Below are 21401 nucleotides of genomic sequence, written 5' to 3' on the forward strand. Positions count from 1 at the left end.
TCAAACTAATATATTTATATATAAACTTTATTCATAACTTTAAAATATTCCAATAATTTCATAGTTATTAAAGGGTCAAAACTATGTTATTGATCTATTCGAAACCAATCCACTTCTGCATAGCCACTATCATTGATATGCTTTTCGCGGCTGGCATAGAGTCCTAATGTGGCTCCTATCCATTTGCCAGGTTTCGCTTGGAAGCCATTTTCCACGACTGTATATTTTTTACCATCCAAGCTATACGTCCAGCTGCAGGTCTTTCCATTTTTAACTTGTACACGAAGGTAGACAAAGTCTTCTGGCAAAGTAGCGATGCGCCTGACCTGCTCTTCAGCTCCCGAATAGGCATTGACACAACTACCATAATAAAGTTGAAAGTGGCCCTTTTCCTTACGGATAAAAAACTGACTATAATCTTCGCCGACCACCACCAATCCTGCTTTTTCACCAAGTTCCTTCTCGCTAGGACGCAGTCGTATTTTTGCTGTCGCACTGAAATTTTCGGCAGGGAATTTTTGCGTCAGTATATTTGGCGCTGCCATCAGATTTTTACTTCCTTCAGGAAGCTGCTGGCTATAAAGCCGAAGTTTGCCTTCGTGTGATGGCATAAGCCAGTTTCCATCCGGATTTGCCTGCCATTGCCACTGCAGTCCTAAATGAGGAGAATCAAACTCATCCGATTCCTGAGGATTCATCAGAGCAATAACCTGGTTTCCTACATTAGGTTTTTTATAGCTCATCACGGGTGTCCCTACTCCATTTCCATCGATGTCCTCGCCTATAATGGGCCAATCGGCTTTCCAAACCATAGGCTGCAGATGGACCACACGCCCCATGGCTTCTTTATCCTGAAAGTGGAAGAACCAGTTTTCTCCTGAGGGTGTGTCTACCCATGCTCCCTGATGTGGACCATTAACTGTCGACTTGTTCTGGGCCATAGCCACCTTGCGTTCATAAGGTCCATAAATACTTTTCGAACGCAAAATCAATTGCCAGCCCGTTGATACGCCACCTGCTGGTGCAAACAAATAATAATATCCATTCCGCTTATATACTTTGGGGCCTTCAATTGTAGGATCCAATTCATGTCCATCATAAACGATCGTACCTCTGTCCAATACAGAAGTTCCATCGGTACTCATCTTGGCGATAGCGAGCACGCTTTTCAAGCCTGCTCTGCTCCCCGCATAGGCATAAGCTAAATAAGCCTGACCATCTTCATCCCAAAAAGGACAAGGATCGATCAATCCTTTCCCTTGGAAAACCAACGTAGGAGCAGACCATGGCCCCCGAATATTCTTGGTCTTTATCTGATAAATCCCAAAATCCGGATCGGGATAATAAATATAAAACTCTCCATCGTGATACCGTATGGAAGGCGCCCATACACCACCTCCGTGTTGCACTTTATTGAACACCTCTTCCGGTAACTGCCTTTGCAACGCATGTCCTATAATCGTCCAGTTGATCATATCTTTAGAATGTAGAATGGGCAGGCCTGGACTGTGATTAAAACTTGAGGCAATCATATAATAATCTTCACCTACACGGATAGCATCGGGATCGGAATAATCTGCATTGATGATAGGGTTTTTGAATTTTCCATTTCCAAGATCCGGGCTCCAGACCTTAGAATTATAATGTTGTCCGAAAGTCAATGAAGAACTACAGAAGCTCATAATGGTCATCAGGCAAACATATTTCCATTTTTTTTTATCGGTATTTAGCATAAATTCGAATTTTAAGTTTTATTTCACAACAATTTCATAAACTTTACCTTTCGTGGTAGAAAGATCATAAAGCACTGTTTCGGGAATTTCAAATGAACTATTTTGTGTTATTACCAATGGTTTTTTGATTTCATCTAGGTCAAAAAAGGAGTTCGTATTTTTTCCATTCGCTTTTTTCAACCGCTTCCTTTCTAAATAGAGTTTACTCCCAGAGTTAATACGAATACGGCAATTGCCTCCTAAGGTCGAGTTGACCTTTAATTTCGTTAACTTTCGATTTTTCCAGCTCATATCTATAATAAATCCACCTCTAGTGACTAAACCGTTCACTTCGCCATTCGGTAGCTCATCTGGCCAAGCAGGTAATAAAAATATGCTCCCATCATAGGATTGCACCAACATCTCTGCGATTCCAGATGTACAGCCAAAATTACCATCAATCTGAAAAGGTGGATGGGCGTCCAGTAAATTAGGATAGGTACCACCATGTTGTCCTTTCCGTTCCTCTGGGGCTGGGCTCAATTGATCTTTGATCAATTTATATGATTGATTACCGTCCAGCAAACGTGCCCACCAATTTACTTTCCAGCCCATAGACCAACCAGTCGACTTATCTCCGCGGTAGATCAATGAGTTTTTTGCTGCCTGAGCAAGTTCAGGGTTGCGAAAAGGTGAAATCTGACCAGATGGAAACAATCCGTATAGATGCGATATATGACGGTGACGATCATTTTTTCTATCCAAATCTTTAAGCCACTCCTGAAGCTGACCATGTTGACCAACTTGCATTGGTGGCAACTGTGCCAGACTTTGTTTGACAGAATCCCGCAATACGACATCAGCATCCACAATGTAGGATGCACGGATAAAATTATTAAAGACATCAAACACAAGTTGATTATCCATTGTCGTGCCTGCTGAAACCCCAACACTACCTGCTTCATAGCTATTTTCAGGACTGATGGAAGGACTTACGACCAGCCATTTCCCAGATGGATCCTTCGTCAAAACATCCAGGTAAAATAAAGCCGCTCCTTTCAATACATGATAATAATCCTTCAAAAATTGCATGTCTCCTTTATACAGATAATGTTGCCAAATGTGTTGGCTCAACCAAGCTCCGCCCATTGGCCACATACCGTAAAAACCGCCATCTACAACCCCCGTAATGCGCCATAAATCAGTGTTATGATGAGCATTCCACCCTCTGGCATGGTACATTTTCTGTGCACTCTCTTGACCTGTAACAGCAAGATCATTTAACATACTAAACAATGGTTCGTGCATTTCACTTAAATTCCCTACCTCGGCCGGCCAATAGTTCATTTCAGTATTGATGTTTATCGTATACTTACTATCCCAAGGAGGAGAAAGTTTGGCATTCCAAATCCCCTGTAAATTGGCAGGCTGGCCTCCAGGTTGTGAAGAAGAAATCAACAAATAACGACCAAATTGAAAATAAAGAGCAACTAACTGTGGATCAAAATTTGTCGCAAATTCCCGAATCCGCACATCCGTTGTTTTTTTTGCCTGCGCATTGTTACCAAGGTCCAATTTCACCCGACTGAAGAACTGCTGGTATTTTCTCACATGCTGCTCCAATGCTTTCGCGTAAGAAATTCCTTTTGATTTTTCAAAAATTCGTATGGCCTTTTGTTCAGGATCGATGGAGAGATCCTTGTAATTTTTGAAGTTTGTTCCAATGGATACATAAAGGAGTACTTCGTCTGCATCTTTGATTGTAATCTGCTCACCATGATGATTAATTTGACCACCTTTAACCTGTGGATAAACAAATCCGTAGAAAGTCACCTGCCCTTCTTTAGAATCCACCGTACCTCCTTTTCCCCGCAGAAACAACGCACCATTATTTACGCCTAGGCCAATATTTTGATGTGGACTTTTCCAGTTTAGATCCATCGAAATACTTTTCGCTTTATCAGCAGTGATGCGGATCAACAGCAAACTGTCGACCAGTGACGTAAACATTTCCCTTCGATAATGGACGCCATCGACTTGATAAGAAACAGTACTTATCGCTTTATTTAAATCCAACTCCCGTCGATATTGAACAGGGTGACGGTGAGTCGGAAATCCAAGCAATAGACTACCGAAAGTTTGGTAAGGCATGCCATAGTCCAATCCTGCTGGTGCAGCTCTTGGAAAAGCGAGATTCGACAGTTCCTGCGCTTCTTTATTCCTGCCCTCAACTAAAAACTGACGAATCTTTACAATATCCGTGTATTTGCCTTCAGGCACATTGTTTCCAGGGCGTCCGGCCCAGATCGTTTCTTCATTCAATTGAATCTCTTCTTGGGAAACTCCGCCGTATACCATGGCACCGATACGCCCATTCCCCAAAGGCAATGCTTCGTTCCAGTTACTAGCCGCTTTATCATAGTGTAACTTCAATTCTTGCGATGAACTAAACTTCCAAAACAGCAATAGAACACTAGAAAATATAAGATATTTGATATTCATATCAAGATATAGATTTATGGTTTAATCATTTTAATTTCATGAAGCCAAGCTGCCAATATGCTTGGCCAAGTTGCTGTCGACCCTGGATTGTTGACCAGTGCGATGGCATGTCCTCCCTGTGGAAAAATATGCAAAGAGGCTGTAATCTTATGTTCTAGTAAAGCTTGATAATATAAAAGGCTATTTTGTACAGAAACAGTCTTATCGTTTTGAGCATGCACCAAAAATGTGGGCGGCGTACGCTCTGTCACCTGAGCCTGCAAACTAAACAGCTCTTTTTGAGAATCATCAGCGACCTTACCCAATAGATTATCCACGCTTCCCTGATGGGCATGATCACCCTTCATTGTAATTACGGGTGACACCAAAACGCTGAAATTGGGTTTACTGCTTAATTGATCTATCGCATCACCCAGAACTTTGATCGGCCGTTCTATGCTCGATAAGGAAGCAGCAAGATGTCCTCCGGCCGAACAGCCCATCACACCAATACGACCGGGATCTATATGCCATTCAGCCGTCTTAGACCGAATAACACGGATTGCCCGCTGTGCATCCTGCAAGGGAGCCAGCGAGCGATCGATCACATCAGGCGAGTTTGGCAAGCGATGAAGCAACACAAACGCATTGATACCAATTGTATTAAACCATTTGGCCAACTGTGTGCCACTGATCACATAAGCCAAACGGGCGTAACCTCCTCCAGGAATAATCAATACTGCAGTTCCTGAATTTTCTTGTTTTGAAACAAAAAAAGGAATAATCCGAGGCTCAGCAACTTGATACACGCGTTCGTTAGCAATACTATCTAAAAGCTTCAACCCTTTACTATTTGGCATTGTTGTATCGTATAACAGAATTGATTCTTGACCCTGGGTCAGTAGATATGCAAAAGATAAGAGAATTGTCAATAACTTTTTCATTTACACGGAGATTTAAGTCAAAAAATTAATGTTAGGTCTGTACATCCAGTACTTCAAATCTCTACACAATCTCATAGACTAATTAATTTTGACAGCATTAGTTTTTGCGCCATGTTTAAAACTTAATTTCTTTTTATCTATGTTCGAATTATTAAATACAATATTCGTTGAGTTGAGTCCATTTACTTCTAATTCTGGAGAGATGTTCTTGTCAAATCTCAAACCTTCAAACCGTAAGTTAGAAGCATTTTCAATATAAATAGTTGGTATCTTAGCATCTTTCGAGTGCAAGAATGCATTTTTCACAACAATACCCATTGCATCTTTAAGCTCAATCACTTTGTTGGCAACAATGTTTAGATTAGTCATGCTAACCTGCTGCACGGGCATCTCTGGCAATCCCCGAACAAAGATGCCAACTTGAGCCCCCCTACATGTAATTGCATCGATTGATATATTACGGAATCGTGGGGTTTCAATACTTACAGGCGGGACCTCTTGAACTTCGTTGGCCTGTGGAGGCTTCGTCCAATAGTACATATCAAAATATATAGCCTCCTGCACAATATTATTCATATTGATATTGCGGATGTGGATATTTTCCACTATCCCGCCTCGACCACGTGTGGTCTTAAAACGCAAGCCTTTGTCAGTCCCCATAAAAGTGCAGTCTTCTACAAAAATATCTCGTGCGCCACCGGACATCTCACTACCCACCACAAAGCCACCGTGTCCTTTATAGACTTTATTATGGCGAATAATAACGCGTTCGGTCGCAATCCCACGTTTGCGTCCTTCTTCATCTTTACCTGATTTAATACAAATCGCATCGTCACCCACATCCAGGACGCAATGCTCTATTAGCACATTCGAACATGATTCGATGTCGATACCGTCTCCATTCTGGGCATAATCCGGGTTTGTGATTTTCACATCTCTTATGGTCAGATGCTGCGTCATAAGGGGATGTAAATTCCAGGCAGGTGAATTTTGGAAGGTCACACCTTCAAGTAATACGTTCTTACATTTGGTCAAAACTAACAAGTTAGGCCTTAAATAATCTTTGATATCCTCGAAGTCAGTCAATTTTTTGCCCTCAGCTAACAAGAAAGAACGTCTTTCTTCATGCGCAAGCTTCGATTTGACACTGGGGTACCATGTTTTGCCGTCTGCACTGATTAAACCACCGGACGCAACTTTAGTTTTCCATTCGCTTTCTGTCAATGCTCCTTTACCAACCATCCTCCAAGCATCTCCATTGCCATCAATAATACCTTTGCCTGTTATAGCAATATTCTCAAGTTCTGTACCGCTGATGGGTGATTCGTTTCGTGCCGAAACTTTTCCTTCATAATTTCCTGCTACAATTTTGTACTGGTTGAAGTCATCTGTAAACTGCAAAAAAGCGTTTTCTTCCAAATGAAGGTTCACATTGCTCTGTAATATTATTGGCCCTGAAAGCCAATAGCCGGCCGGCACCAAGACAACACCGCCACCGCTTTTGCTACTAGAACGAATAGCCTCATTTATACTACTTGTGTTTAAGGTATAGCCGTCTCCCTTCGCTCCAAACCTCTCGATACTAATCGTATCATTTCGAAATTGAGGTCGTTCCACCTCAGGAAGATTATTCCAATGATATGGACTATCTACCGACTGAGCGCTAATATGCTGGCATACTCCGATTGCTAAACAAAAGCATGCCAGCTTTAGCCCTTTTTTCTTATTTTTTTTAAACATCTATTTTAGTTTTACTCATCTGTTATACAAAATCTATAAAATATCAGATCTGCCCCTCTGTTATGGAAGCTACCAATTTATTGAGATACACCTCTAGGTATGTATAGCCTGATTCGGTTAGATCGGTTGCTTGTTTTTCGGGGTAATTCTTTTTAAGCCAGCCATCTGGTATTCCATCCCGGTCACGATCTTGAATGGCTGTGCCAGCCTCCAACGATGGCCAGGCCCCATATCGATTACCCACAGGATCTGGATTAATATCCTGCTGTGAATCGATCAAACCTTTACGGGGATACTGTAGGCTTTTCCATTTTCCCCCTTCGCCATTGTGAGGGCTCTTTCCTTGAAAAGTAGCACTCCCACTACGTGTTTCGTTAATGATGCGCTGATCGACAGCATCACGTACATAGGAGTTACCTGCATATGTCAGTACTTTTTCGTAAGCTGTTTGTGCGTCGTGGGTATGGATCGTTCCTTGTAGAGGTATCTCCTTATCTAATCTGATTCCCGACTGAATCTGTTCGCCGACGATCCGCACACCCTGCCAATTATCTGCGGAAATGCTGGAATTGTGGGTCAGTAAATTACCGCTCACAAAATATTTACCCCATACATCTTTGATCTTTGGAAAAGGGTGCTCTTCTGTTTTGGCATTAATGGCTATAATTCTATCCTTAATGTTACTATTCGTAGCAGGCCCAGGTTTATACAAGTTATTAACGATGTTAACATACATGGCTTCACCGCCATATACTCCATTGCCATTCCAATTGTAAATTACATTATTACGAATATCTGTCGTATCGCTTCCTGCGTAAAGGGCTCCTGGGCCCAATCGAGGGCTTCTACTATCATGATGAGCAAGGAGGTTGTGGTGAAAGGTTGCATGAACTCCCCCCCAAATAGCACCATAACCATGTGGACCTTTGGAATGTCCAGAAAGACGCAGACTCTCAGAAATAATGCACCATTGCATCGTGAAATTTTTATTGTCATAGAATGAAGCACATTCATCCGTACTCCAGCTAATGGAGCAATGGTCGATGATGATATGCTGCCTTTGGCGTCCTCCAAGAGCATCCGCTCCGTCAGCATCGCGGCCAGCGAGCTGCAGATCCCCCATACGGAAACGCAGAAATCGGATAACTATATTATCCGCATCTACTGAAACAGGATTTCCCGCTAACGTAATTCCTTCACCAGGAGCAGATTGCCCAGCTATCGTCAAATCACCCTTGTTTATTGACAATCGTTGTTGGAGCCATATTGTCCCCCCTACTTTAAACAAAATTGTTTTTGCCCCATCTTGTCGTAGGCACCAGCGTAACGAGCCTTCTTTTAGTTGTGCATCACCCTGGTCGTCATCACGCAATGTATTCACATAATAGACTGTACCAGCCCGACCTCCTTTTGTAAACATTCCGCCGCCTTCAGCTCCCGGAAAAGCTGCAATATGCTGAGCAGAAACTCGTGTGTTATAAAATATCAAACACAACATTCCGCACCATATCAATTTGTTCATACTTACCTTTCCTGATTTAACATTATGCATATTTCAATCTATTCAAACCAACGTGGATCTCCAGCAGTACCACGTCCACCAAATCCATTACCAGCTTTAATACGAAAGTCTTTATTCATCGGATTTACAAATAAGTCTTCCGCGGTTCCGCTGAAAATAGTGATCTCCGAAAAATCCCGGGAAGTACGCTCTATCTGCAATTCATTTGTACGATAGCTCCCAGCAAACGATACGTTAAGCGCAAAACCAGCATGATCGTAGCTCGTTGCGTTTATACGCCCACCACTGTTCGTTCCGGCAATAATATTGTTGCTTCCAACAAAGGAAAAAGGCAATCGAGCGGTATCAAAGCGGAGCAATTGAGTCATTGCTGTATTTTGATTATAAAAAGTACAATTGCCAACAACTATCTTTCCGACAGCGACGCGAACGTCCATCAACTGCGTTGTCAGATCGGTGAAGGTACTGTTGGTTATTGAGATCGAATCCACACTTGCGGTGCTACCACCGATATTTACCACACCATATCCTCCGATTTTATCGACTCTACAATGATCAAAGTTTATCCCTTTCACGGTCACAGCATTGTTAAGGCGTACCACCCCACTACCTAGTCTTTCTATATAACAATTTTTAAAAGTGTAGGCAGCTACACTTGCACCATTTTTATCCTGAGAGATCAAAAAAGAGCTACCGTTTGCATAAATTTCGAGATTTTCAAACACGACCTCACCCAAGACAAGATCGGTCAATTGCAGACCCAAAAGATTTAACTTAGGATAATTGCCGCCGGCATCTGAGGTGCCGGTCAGATTTAGGTTACTGATTCCTGCAGGTATCAGTAAATTGGCCAAATCGTAAGTCTTACCACCTGTAAATACCAGCACGATATTGGTTTTTCCTTGGGCAACAGCTGAGCTTATCAGCGTAGGGATATCGTCTCCAGGGTTTACTGTTATCATCTCTCCTCCAGCTATACCTAAGGTTTTAACTGTCTTTGCTCCTCGCTCGTTTTCCTCGTTAAAAATTGCGACACGATAGCTTGTTCCTGGCCGTAAACCTTCAATCTTGAGATGACCATCGGCTTTATTAGTAGGGGACAAAGTTATCTTCTGCAGTTCAGTATTCTTTACTGGTTCAAAAACACTAACATGAGTTACACGATCTGTTACAGGCCAATAGAGCTCAATATGATCCACACCAATATTCAGTTTACTAAATAACTGCTCTGCAGCTGTCTTAAAATATAATTGCGAATAATTTGATTCTTCACCTGTTTCTGTATTTACTCCTTTCATCCTGACAGAATACTCCGTAAGGCCATCCAGATTATCAAATAAAGTCCGATATTCAACCCTTGCAGGAATGGTGGAGGGTGCGAAGGGAGTCAACGTATCAGCTAATATTTCCACTGTCTTAACAATTTCGGCAAACTGCAAACTATCCTTACTAAATTCAAAAATATATTTCTGCGCAGCTACTGTTTTTGTATAGTTAATTTCCACTGAAGTTGCACCGACTACACCAGTAGTAAACTTTAGTGATTTAAAAAGCCGCTGATGTGAAGCATCCACCTCCCAATCGTTAGCTTTCTTACAACTAAGCAGGTTTAAAACCAGAGCCAGCAACATTATGCTATTTAAAAGTATCTTTTTCATAAAACTATTTGCTTGATATTAATAACCGTAGGTATTACTCAGGTAGCCCCTTGCTTCCCGAATATCGTCGATATATATCGGATAAACGTACCGATAATTACAGACGCCATTGCCCATTTTATACTGGTTAAGCTGCGCTTGAATTTCCGCGCCATAGGTCAACGTGGATAAAAATTCCGAATAATTGTACGTAGCCATCAATCCTGTTCCAGCCAATAATGTTCTGATCGGCCAAATTGTATAATTGTATACTTTTCCGGATTCTACTTTTTCTGGCTTGGCAGCATCTTGAGGAAACCATCTGACAGAAATGTAGTCCCCACCTGGAGCCGCAGGCAAATCACCGTAATAATTTAAGGAAGCCTTATCAATATATTCGTTATCTTTATAACGGAAATAAACTGTCGAAGGAAATTGTGCTGGCTGATAGGTTTTATCAAATATTTTCACTGGTTTGCTATGATCGTACATAATACATAGCGCCATTTTCATATCCTCAATTTTTTTATAAAGCAATCCCCAACGAATCAGATCTTGTTTACGGACAGACTCACCGCCAAACTCCCAAGCACGTTCATTAATTACTGCATCTAAAAAGTTAGCATCATACGCATGTATTTTGGAAGACCCGACGCCAAATGCTCTTTCACGAACTTTTTCCAAAGCCTGTCTCGGTGATATTTTGGCCATTTCATGTACTGCATCAGGATTTTCAATCTGACTTTGAGCTTCGGCATACATGAGATAAATATCGGAGTATCGCATTAGTATCCAATTGACTCCAGTAGCGATACGCCCTGTCGCGGTCTTGTGCATAGCAAGATAGGAATTAGACATCCAGTAAATCCTCCATTTACCAAATTTTACATCATTCGGATTATTACTCACCTTCTCTTTATTGTCAGCTCCATAGCCAATCCAGCTAAGCGTCACGTCACGCCTTTTATCTTCTCTGTCGAAGGAATAAAAATAATATGCGGTTGAGGTTACATAACTACCACCGAATCCACGGGAGCCATACTTTGAATTTCCATCCACAGCATAGCCCATCAAGGAGCCAATATCTCCATTGTTACCCATGCCAAATGCTACTTCAAACAAATTTTCATTTGAAGCATTTGGACGATTACCACATACGGAAGACCATATATTCTCAAAATCTGGATCCAAACGATGCGGGTTATCTGCTGATCCGATCAATTCTGCGGCCTGTTCTGCTGCGATACGGTAATATTCTTTCCAGTTTTGAGGGCGACCTACATAATAGCCATTGTTGGAAGGTATTGTCGGATGCTTCTCAGCAGTTGAATTAGGAAATGCTTTACTGTCTCTGAGAGACCAGCCGCCAGCAAATAATGCGACACGTGCCAACAGACCTTTTGCGAAACCTTTGGTTACACGTTCTACTGTACCATACTCACTATTTCCGCCTTTGTATGGAAGATAGGACTGTGCTTCTTCCAAGTCCTTTACCAAATAATGATACACCGTATCCTTATCGGATTTTGGCAAGTACACATTAGACAGGTCGGACTTGGAAGCTTCTTTTTTATACGGAATATCACCCCAATACCGCGCAAGCTCAAAAAATGCGAGCGATTTAAGTGTGAGCGCTTCTCCCAGAAGAGGTTTCATGCTATTTGCTTCACTCGCGAGAATCGGTGAATTGCGGATACCATCGACGACTGCGGTTGCCATTTCTGCAAACTCGAACAAACGTTGCCACCTTGTCGTAGAATTGTTGGCGTGTCCGAAATAATTTCCGGCGCCAAAATCGTCTGTCTGAGAGATATATCCGGTTTCGCTAAATGAACCATTGGATTCCGTATCCGATACTCCTTGCCAGTTGACCGATAATTTCTGCCCATAGATATAGGTATCGGTCATTTTCCCATACAGTCCCATAACCGCAGCTTTAGTCATAGAACTTGTCTTAAATACAGTCTCTCCACTTAGGGAAGAAGGAGAACTGGTTTCAAGATATTTTTTGCATGAACTCATACAGGCCAGTATGACAACAGCAATGATGATTATATTTTTCATGTTCTTGTGTTTAAAATGTAACATTTAATCCAAACAACACCTTTCTCGCTTTCGGATAGGCAGAGTATCCTACCCCGGGAGTCAATGGATTACGTTGTGTGTCAACCTCTGGATCCTGTCCACTATATTTTGTCCAGACATGCAGGTTATAGCCAGCGACATAAATGCGTAAATTCTGCATAAGAAGCCGCTTAGCAATATGTGTCGGCAAGGTGTAGCCTAGTGTCACATTGCTCAGTCTGAGAAAGGAGCCGTCTTCGATGGCCCAATCGGTTAAAATACGACCATTTGCTGCCATAGGATTCCACATCGTCTTTCCTTCATTGAGTGCACGGAAAAGCTCGGGATTGGCATCATTTCCAAACATGATATTGGCACCAGTGGCAGGGTTTATCGTGGTAAAACGTTGTGAAAGCCTCATATCATTACTGATATTCTGATACCGTTTAGAACCTTCATAAGCCATGAAATCTATTTTATCTGCATTATATATGTCGTTGCCGTAAGACCAGTTAAACATACCCGCCAGATCAAAGCTTTTGTACTGCACATTCAACATCAAACCACCTGTGTGTTTTGGTTGTGCTTGGCCAATCACCGCTCTGTCATCCTCCAATGTAATTACCTGACCTTCTCCGCCCAACTTCTCAAGTTTAATATGACCTGGGCCAAAATAATTCCCCCCTCTGGACATTACTTTCGAAGCATCCACCACTCCTTCATTTAATAGCCATCTATTTTGCGTACCATCAAAAGTAAAATCATCAAAAGAATAGAAACCATCTTGTTTAAAACCATACATCAATCCCAGTGGCTGTCCAACAATGGCCCTAAAATCATCGCGTCCAAAATCCAGCCATGGAGAGGCTGGCGTTGTCATTTCATTCAGACCATCAATCAGCTTACGAATCTTATTGCGATTAAAAGCAATGTTAAAGTCTGCTGATAAACGAAAATCTTTTTTTTCCACCAATACTGCAGATGCCGAAAACTCAATTCCCCTATTGGAAGTACTACCTATATTCTGATACTGGTTGGCATACCCCGAGCTCGACGGCAACGGTACCTGAAGGATTAAATCATTTGTAATATTATTATAAGCATCAACAGTAAGGTTCAACCGGTTTTTAAACAAGGAAAGATCCAAACCTATATTACTGGACACTGTGCTTTCCCATGTTAGATTTTCATTCTTCAGCGTGGTCTTCGTACGTAACGCACTCTGTGGGGTTTCTCCAATATAATACAATTGATTTGCCGCATTAATAAAATCATAGTCCTGCCGCCAATAAGATCCCACGCGCGCGTTACCGACAGAGCCGTGGCTCAAGCGCAATTTGGCGTCAGAAAGCCAAGCTTTGGTACCTGACATGAAAGACTCATCCGAAAATCTCCAGGCAAAAGCCGCACCTGGAAAAAATCCCCATTGATTGCCGGGTGCAAATACATTTTTACCATCTGCCCTACCCGTCAATGTCAGAATATAGCGATCGCTAAAAGTATAGTTAACCCTCGAGAAGAAGGAGGTCGTCCGTGATGGTTCGCGAATGGTGGTGTAGGTAGGCGATGGAATACCATAATTCCACATCGCTAACACGTCATCGGTTGAGAAATCTTTGGGATAAAATTTAGACTCCAACAGCATATCGTTTTGCTCGCTATTTGTCATCTCCTGCCCCCCAACGATTGTAAAACGATGTTTATTTTCTTGCAGTTTGAAATCGTAAGTCAGCACATTTTGGAATGACCACAGCGCCCCTTTTTGATCTTCTCGCCGCGCTACGGGCTGACCACCGTTAGCGCTGGACTGCCCCGTACCATTTATCCAGATATTATCCGTAAAATTTTTATTGAAACCATAAGAACCTTTGGCATTGAAACTCAATCCTCTGGCGATTTTCCAATTCAGCCCGGCATTAAAAATTAAATTAAAGCGATTTTGATCTTTATACTCATTCACAACATTTACAACGGGGTCGTTGAGTGAGCTCAGCGCTTCAGCTGAAGTAATATCTTCCGCTCCACCAAGGGCTCCTTCGGTCAGCGATGCAAGACTGCGAACGGGCGCATATTTTACAGCTTCCCGCAACTTGCGCCCGTCAGAGATACTGGGACCCGTGATTTTTGTGTTTGACATCCGCGAGTTAAACTCAAAGGAAAGCTTAGGACTAATCTTTTTATTGAGCTTTGCGCTCACATAATCCCGCTGGTAAGCCGAGTTTAACATAATATAATCCTCATTGTCGTGTGTATAGTTTAAGTTATAGGTCAGACTTCCATCTTTGTCACCTCCCGTCATTCCCAAGCTATAGTTTTGCTGCAGCCCCGTATTACCATATAATTTATCCTGCCAATTAAGTCCATCTTTGGACTTATAGATATCCACATCTTCCCAGAGTCCATACATGGAATTAAAACTGTTATTCGCAGCCATAGAAGGATCGAGCTCACGCTGCCAGTATACATACTCATAGGGCGACAGTACCTCAGTAAGGTTGTACACTTTACTTGCAGCCAGATAGGAGTTGAAAGTAATTTTTGGATTTCCGCCTTTCCCAGATTTAGTCGTAATCAAGATAACCCCATTGGCTCCTTCAGAACCGTATATTGCAGTTGAGGCCGCATCTTTCAGTACATCTATATTTTCAATATCTGCCATCGGAATATCGTTGATATTGGCTACACGAAATCCATCGACAATATATAAGGGCGAATTGTCCTGGGTAATGGAACTTCCACCACGGACACGGACTTTTATCTGGGCATCAGGCGAACCTTCCGTTATGGTGACATTGACCCCCGGTAAACGACCGGATATGGCTTGAAGGACAGATACTGTGGGTAGATCTTTCAATTGTTCGGCGTTAATAGAGGCTACTGAACCTGTCAGATCTTTCCGTTTTGTAGTACCATAGCCGATGGCTACAACTTCATCCATTATTAACGTATTATCTGCAAGAACAACATCTATTTTCATACGTCCATTGACCTGAACTTCTTGGCTTTTTTTTCCAACAAAAACAAATACAAGAACAGCATTTTCGGGAACATCCTTAAATGCATAACTTCCCGACTGATCAGTTGATGTCACCATACTGCTTGATTTTATTCGCACAGTTACCCCTGTTATCGGAACTCCTTTTTCATCCAACACCTTGCCTACGATAGCAATAGACCTTTGAGATATCCATCGAACCTGCTTACGGGGGCTATCCAAAAGCACTGTCATGGTCGCATAACTATCGTTTGCCTGAATGGTAGTTGAAATGAACACCAGCAAGAAGCCAATATTCACCCGGCTCCGCCAATTGTAATAAGGTACATCCCTAACACCATCTGAATGCAACAAATTTTTACGCAGCTGCGTAGAACGAAACAAAGAAAACTTTATTCCGTCAAATGGTTTCAATTTGTTATTTCTCATAAGATTTGATTTATAATTGCTTGGCTATATCGCTCGATTTCTGCGAAATCACTTCCATACTTGGGGTTTAGTGCAGATAAATTTGCGAGGATTCCATTGATCATTCCCCACAATAACCGTATCATAAGTATAACTAGCAGCTTCCGCATCAGTTAGTATTGCTTTTGACACACCCATCTCATTATTGCTGTTTTTAAATCGTGTCTTACGATTGTCGGTGCCTATCGCATTTCCTGACACATCTATACTTTTGTAATCGGCAAATATTTTGGGAATCCCCCCCATATCTGTCCATCCTTCTTTGGCCACCGGGATATTCATTCGTGTGTAAAGAAAAACAGCTTTAGGCTGATCGTGCCATGGACGTCCTAATTTTACTTTTCCATCTGCGGCAGCGGTATTTCCATCGATTGTACAATATTTAAACACGTAACCCCATTTAGTTTCCTCCTTATGGCTCGGAGCCACAATCACCGATCCGCTGCGAACATTATACAAGGTGCAATGCTCAACATATGCATTACCGCCCCCATAAAAATAATCTACAGCCCCTTCTATCCAGCAATTGTATACATATAGCCGATCATTGGGCTTGCGTGTACTAGTCATCCAGGTATCTTGAAAAGATCGGAATATGCAACCACTAAATGCTACCCTATCCGCTTGGATACGTATTGCCAAAGCCTGTGGGCCGCTTTGCCGTTCAAGTCCCCAATCATTTATAAAACTGATATTTTCGGCATAAAAATCATCCCCATAGATTGACACCACTGCCCCGGGATAGCGATAAACCGCTGCTTTGGGATTGTGAACGGAAAATTCCCAAGCTGCAGTGTCTGTTTGATACCATTTAGAATCCGGCTTAGGTAAAGACTGTACGTTTAACTTAAAATGAACACGTGTTTGCTGCTTATCTTGACCAATTAAATGGATGAATCTTTTTTCTATGGGTACCGTGATTACTTCATTATAGTCTCCATTTTTCACATAAATACGGTAAGGTTCACCGCAATGTTTTGGCGCACTATCAATTGCCTTTTGTATAGTTTTATAATCACCGGTACCATCGGCTGACACGACCACATTGTGACCTCCATCTAGTGCTATCGTTTTAATTATGCTGGCACAGCAAAAAAAGGGACTACAAAATTGAACATAGGTCAATAGAATAGATACAAGAATTTGTCTAATCATTAGAAGTCTATAATTGGTTCGTTTAACATTAAGTTTGCAAGACTGTCGTCAGCAATAATCAAAGCTAATGGAGCACAACAAATTAAAGGTTCAATAATTGACAAAAAAGGTTTAATTTTTATAAAAAACTAATTATAAGTGATTTATATTTAAAAATTATGATAAAAATGATTTATTTTTATTTCGCATAGTATATTCTTTTGGAGAGATCCCGAACATTTCCTTGAAACTAGTACTGAAATATTTGGGATTATTAAATCCTACGCGATAAGCTACATCGGATACGTTTTCCAGCCCCGCATCAAAATATAATTTAGCCTTTTTCAGGCGCAACTCCCGAACGAATTCAACTGGAGCTATATTTGTCAGGCTCTTAAATTTTTTGTAAAAGGTATTGCGGGCCAAATTCAGCTGTTCGGCAATCAAATCAATATTAAAGTCAGATTGGTTCATATGCTGTTCCACCACCTCAACTACCGTATCCAAGAATTTCTTATCCTTGTCGTCAATTTGAACTTCTGATACCTGAATTACAGGAGCATTCCGCTCAGTAACCTGTTTAAAATAGGATCTTCTTTTTTGAAGTAAATTATGAATAGCTGTTAATAGAAAAGCAGGTTCGAATGGCTTTGTGATATAATAATCAGCGCCATAATGCAATCCTTCAATTTGCGTTTCAACAGCGTGTTTAGCACTCAACAACACAAAAGGAATATGGCAAACCCGCGCATCCCGCCGAACTTCTTTTAACATTTCAATGCCATCCATTACTGGCATCATCAGATCGCTTAATATAAAATCAGGCATCATGGAGTGAATCTTTTCCAACCCTTCTTTACCGTTTGTAGCTATTTCAACGTGATAATGAGCGTCTAATTGCCCCTTTAAAAATATTCGTAAATCCGCATTGTCTTCAACTAACAATAAAGTTTCATTTTTGTCTGTATCGAAAGATACCATGCTATGCTTATTGGGATCGGAATACGGAGGAAGGTCAAAAGAATTAAAATTACGGAATTCTTGAACATTTTGCGGTACATTTGCATTATTGTGAATTGGAATTTCAACGCTAACATGGAGTCCTTGGGTTTCCCTGTTTTTTGCATAAATGTTTCCGTCGTGTAATAATGTAAATTCTTTTGAAAGCGCTAAACCTACTCCCGTACCTTTTCTTTTATGCACTTTAGGGTTATTTTCTGTGTAAAATAATTCAAAAATATAAGGCATTGTTGCACTTGGAACTCCAGGTCCCTCATCAATGATATGGATATACATTTTCTCTTGCTCCAGGTTTAACTGGATTTCCACGCTACTTCCTTCGGGTGCATAATTGAGTGCATTTGACAACAAGTTGAAAAGGATGATCTCAATTTTCGTCTGATCTAGTTGAACAATCAGTTCTTTAAAAGCTGTAACAAATTTAAGATTCACCTGTTTTGCTTCGGCAGATGCAATAAACGCGAACAATACGTCAGAGATCAATACCACGATGTCGAATTGCGTAAGATGCAATTGATGCTTACTTTCCTGTACCTTTCGCAAGTCTAACAATTGATTGACAAAAAGCTCCATTCGCGCAGCATTCCGATGAATAATATCCATATATACCTGTTTTTTTGAATCGGTCTCTTCACGTATCAATTTCTTGACCGGGCTTATAATAAGTGTCAATGGTGTCCGCAATTCATGCGAAATATTAGTCAAAAACTCCATTTTAAGTGCACCAAGATGCTGTTCGAGAAGTACTTTCTGTTTTAAATGTATCATTTGCAGACATATTTTAAAAACTGCATAGGAAATCCCGAGAATCAAAAAACCGTAGACTATATATGCCATATGTGTCTTCCACCATGGTGGATTAATCATAAATTCAACCTTTCTATAAGGGATTCCTTCATAAAGATCATCTTCCCCCCTTATCTCAAGGGTGTAATCGCCGGGATTTAAATTGGTGTAGGTAATGCGTGTAATCTGGTTATTAAGATGCCAGCTAGTATCAATCTGTCTTATACGATATTGAAAATTAGGGTGCATATAACGCGGATCCGAAACTGTTACATCAAAAGATAGGTTATTTTGATTATGGTTTAATATAAGCCGATCAGTATATTGTACTCCGACTTGTTGTCCTTTTTTTTGGGTATTAATTACAAATTCCTTATTATTAATCAAGAGTCCAGTCAATAGAAGCTTCGGTTTGCTATATTTCTGTTGAAAGGCTTTGGTGTCGAGACAAAGTACTCCTTTTGTTGTACCAAAAAAAATCACTCCTTGCTTCCTCTGTACTACCGTCTTTTCTGAAAATCGCATATTACCAAAACCGTCACTTGCATTAAAATTTACGAACCTCTTTTTTTGACGATCAAACTTCGACAATCCACCTTCTGTTACTAACCAAAGGTTATGTTCTTCATCTGAGATACAACTTAAAACATAATCATTAAAAAGTCCTTCGTTGGCGGTATAATGTTCAAATCGAAGAGCATTAAAAGGATCGCCACTGCATTTTGTCAATCCCCCCCCTGACGTACATATCCACATGGTTCCATAATGATCTTTGTACAGATATTGCACATCATTATCGCCAATATGATCTCCATCATAATACACAAAATAAAAATTATCCTTTTTATTGATTGGATTAACAACTAGAACACCATGGGTTGTCGCTACCCAAACCATTCCCTTATCATCGAGAGTTAATTGCCGAACTCTGTTAAATACATCCTTCCGCAAACCAGATTTATGCAATGCTATTTGTTCAAATTTCGTTACTCCATTAATTTCAGTAGCTCGAAGTAAACCCGCTCCATAAGTTCCTATCCAAATAGCCCCCTGTTTATCCTGCAATAACGAATAAACTTGGTTGCTAATTAATTTTTTGTTTATCGTATTAAATTGTTCAAGTCTATATGAGGTTCGCTCCTTATTTTGTGGTACAGCCTTTAACAGCCCATGCTTCTTAGTACCCATCCACATTGTTCCTTTACGATCCTCCAATAGACTATAGACGGACGAAAGTGCTTCTGAATCCACGCCACTGAAAGAAATTGGCAAAATTTTCCCCTGATCAAAAACTGATATGCGTCCCAATTTTTTGCCAACCCAAAACCTTCCCAACTGATCAAATAGAAGGCTACGAACTTCAGGGTCCGTTGCTTTCACCTCTTCGTTACCAAAAGGTTGGAATGACACCCCTTTATTGTAAAAGACTATCCGTGCCATTCCCTCCCCCTCTACGGCAAACCAAATTACACCAGCAGGGTCATATAGAATATCATGGACAAAGCGTGGAAAGTCTATCTGTTGACCATTGATTGATTTGAAAGAAAAGCTGAGCTGGGCATTCTGTTCATCAAAAAAACCGAATCCGCCCCCTCGCATACTGATCCAGACTCTTTGCGATGCATCCTCAAAACATTTAAAACTCACGGTTGAACTCTTTTTAAAGAAAGGAGAACTAAAATAGTTGCTTTTAAGATCGTTCAAATTCAGCAGGACCACGCCATTTCCTTCTGGTTCAAGCCACAATCGTCGCTTACTATCTTCATAAATTCCAGTAAGGCTAGTTCGAAATTGATATAGTTTCTGTATTGTATGCCTTACGACATCAAATGCAATAAGTTCACCCAAGGAGGTCGACAGGAAAAGCTGCTTTTGATCGCGTGACATACGCATTTCATTGATTCGTCCTTTTGTTACCGATAACTTCTGCAATTTTTGTCCTTGTTTATTATACACCAAAAGGTTGTTTTTTTCGGTAGAAAAAAACATGAAATCAGAAGATTCAGCAATCTTAAAGATACCATTTGAAGCCAATTCAAAAGATTGAATAACATGTGGCTTATTCCCTTTTTTTGAAGATAATTGAAGCAAATGAAGACCATCTTTTGTCCCAATCCATACCTGTCCTTCGACATTCCTATGGAAGAAAGTCAATTGATTTGACGATAGATGATTATCTACAGCTTTATTGTCTGAGCTAAAGATTGAATAGTCAGAATTTCCACTTTTCGTATCTATACAAAATAAACCATCGTCTGTGCTGCCTACCCATATAGATTGTGCATCAATTGCTAAAATTTTGTTAAACTGTACTGATTTTTTTTGTGTAGCTTCCACCTTTTCCGATATCGAGCAAAACTCTTCGGTAGCCTTGTCAAAACGATAAAGTTTCATATCATAAGTAAGAAACCAGATGTCGTTTTTATTACCATCGATCATCTGAATAACTCGACGACTTGCGACATCATACTTCTTGGATTCTGTAGAATTATAGGTTTTGAAATGCTGACCATCGTACCGGTTAATTCCGTTCCATGTGCTAATCCAGATAAAACCATCCTTATCCTTCAATAGTCCTGTCAGATTACCATGAGAAAGACCTTTATCTCCGCCAAAATGATCCAATCTAAAACTTTCCTGACCTAGAACGGTGGGTATATAAGCGAATACTACCGCTAATAAAAATATCCACGAACTACTAAATTTTATCATAATGAAGATTAGATTTATCCCTCTCTTTTTGAAAATTTGGTTACTACCTAAAAGTAGCTTTTTATTCACGTATTACTTTATATTTTCTACGCAAACGATCTCAAAAATATGATATGCAGATATTGCCCAATCTAAGTATATATGGCAACCTAATAGTAATAAGATCCATATTGGACCAATTTATCT

The 21401-nt window shown here is 40.7% G+C and carries 10 protein-coding genes; all 10 read right to left on the bottom strand.

Translation table 11 applies throughout. The features are described from left to right. Window positions 1-86: 86 nt before the first annotated feature. Window positions 87-1733 carry a glycoside hydrolase 43 family protein gene (locus tag B4N43_RS06805; protein WP_232475746.1) on the bottom strand — a complete coding sequence of 549 codons (1647 nt, stop codon included), beginning with the start codon at window positions 1731-1733 and terminating at the stop codon, window positions 87-89. 18 nt (window positions 1734-1751) lie between these two features. Further along, window positions 1752-4214: a glycoside hydrolase family 95 protein gene (locus B4N43_RS06810; protein ID WP_286733707.1), complete on the bottom strand. Its 2463-nt coding sequence runs from the start codon at window positions 4212-4214 to the stop codon at window positions 1752-1754. 14 nt (window positions 4215-4228) lie between these two features. Beyond that, on the bottom strand, window positions 4229-5137 hold the full coding sequence (locus B4N43_RS06815; RefSeq protein ID WP_286733708.1) for an alpha/beta hydrolase: 909 nt from the start codon (window positions 5135-5137) through the stop codon (window positions 4229-4231). A 78-nt stretch (window positions 5138-5215) separates the two neighbouring features. Further along, entirely contained in the window at window positions 5216-6754 is a 1539-nt protein-coding gene (locus B4N43_RS06820; protein WP_244294509.1) for a glycoside hydrolase family 28 protein, read from the bottom strand. 166 nt (window positions 6755-6920) lie between these two features. Further along, window positions 6921-8399 (bottom strand): pectate lyase family protein, encoded by a 1479-nt coding sequence (locus B4N43_RS06825; RefSeq protein ID WP_088163508.1) that lies wholly within the window; start codon window positions 8397-8399, stop codon window positions 6921-6923. Window positions 8400-8437: 38 nt separating this feature from the next. Continuing rightward, window positions 8438-10057 carry a DUF5123 domain-containing protein gene (locus B4N43_RS06830; RefSeq protein WP_286733710.1) on the bottom strand — a complete coding sequence of 540 codons (1620 nt, stop codon included), beginning with the start codon at window positions 10055-10057 and terminating at the stop codon, window positions 8438-8440. A gap of 18 nt (window positions 10058-10075) precedes the next feature. Beyond that, window positions 10076-12100, bottom strand: coding sequence for a RagB/SusD family nutrient uptake outer membrane protein (locus B4N43_RS06835; RefSeq protein ID WP_286733712.1), 2025 nt, complete (start codon window positions 12098-12100; stop codon window positions 10076-10078). Between the two features lie 10 nt (window positions 12101-12110). Then, a complete protein-coding gene (locus B4N43_RS06840) occupies window positions 12111-15524 on the bottom strand; it encodes a SusC/RagA family TonB-linked outer membrane protein (protein ID WP_145328565.1) in 3414 nt (1137 codons plus the stop codon). A gap of 48 nt (window positions 15525-15572) precedes the next feature. Continuing rightward, on the bottom strand, window positions 15573-16718 hold the full coding sequence (locus B4N43_RS06845; RefSeq protein ID WP_286733713.1) for a pectinesterase family protein: 1146 nt from the start codon (window positions 16716-16718) through the stop codon (window positions 15573-15575). Between the two features lie 156 nt (window positions 16719-16874). Then, on the bottom strand, window positions 16875-21215 hold the full coding sequence (locus B4N43_RS06850) for a hybrid sensor histidine kinase/response regulator transcription factor (protein ID WP_286733714.1): 4341 nt from the start codon (window positions 21213-21215) through the stop codon (window positions 16875-16877). Window positions 21216-21401 lie beyond the last annotated feature (186 nt).

Origin of the sequence: Sphingobacterium sp. UBA1897 (genome assembly GCF_002337775.1) — a bacterium.
Classification (GTDB): domain Bacteria; phylum Bacteroidota; class Bacteroidia; order Sphingobacteriales; family Sphingobacteriaceae; genus Sphingobacterium; species Sphingobacterium siyangense.

Coding starts and splice junctions, on each gene's coding strand:
- B4N43_RS06805 (WP_232475746.1), bottom strand. CDS start 1,733: ATGCTAAATACCGATAAAAAAAAATGGAAATATGTTTGCCTGATGACC.
- B4N43_RS06810 (WP_286733707.1), bottom strand. CDS start 4,214: ATGAATATCAAATATCTTATATTTTCTAGTGTTCTATTGCTGTTTTGG.
- B4N43_RS06815 (WP_286733708.1), bottom strand. CDS start 5,137: ATGAAAAAGTTATTGACAATTCTCTTATCTTTTGCATATCTACTGACC.
- B4N43_RS06825 (WP_088163508.1), bottom strand. CDS start 8,399: ATGAACAAATTGATATGGTGCGGAATGTTGTGTTTGATATTTTATAAC.
- B4N43_RS06830 (WP_286733710.1), bottom strand. CDS start 10,057: ATGAAAAAGATACTTTTAAATAGCATAATGTTGCTGGCTCTGGTTTTA.
- B4N43_RS06835 (WP_286733712.1), bottom strand. CDS start 12,100: ATGAAAAATATAATCATCATTGCTGTTGTCATACTGGCCTGTATGAGT.
- B4N43_RS06840 (WP_145328565.1), bottom strand. CDS start 15,524: ATGAGAAATAACAAATTGAAACCATTTGACGGAATAAAGTTTTCTTTG.
- B4N43_RS06845 (WP_286733713.1), bottom strand. CDS start 16,718: ATGATTAGACAAATTCTTGTATCTATTCTATTGACCTATGTTCAATTT.
- B4N43_RS06850 (WP_286733714.1), bottom strand. CDS start 21,215: ATGATAAAATTTAGTAGTTCGTGGATATTTTTATTAGCGGTAGTATTC.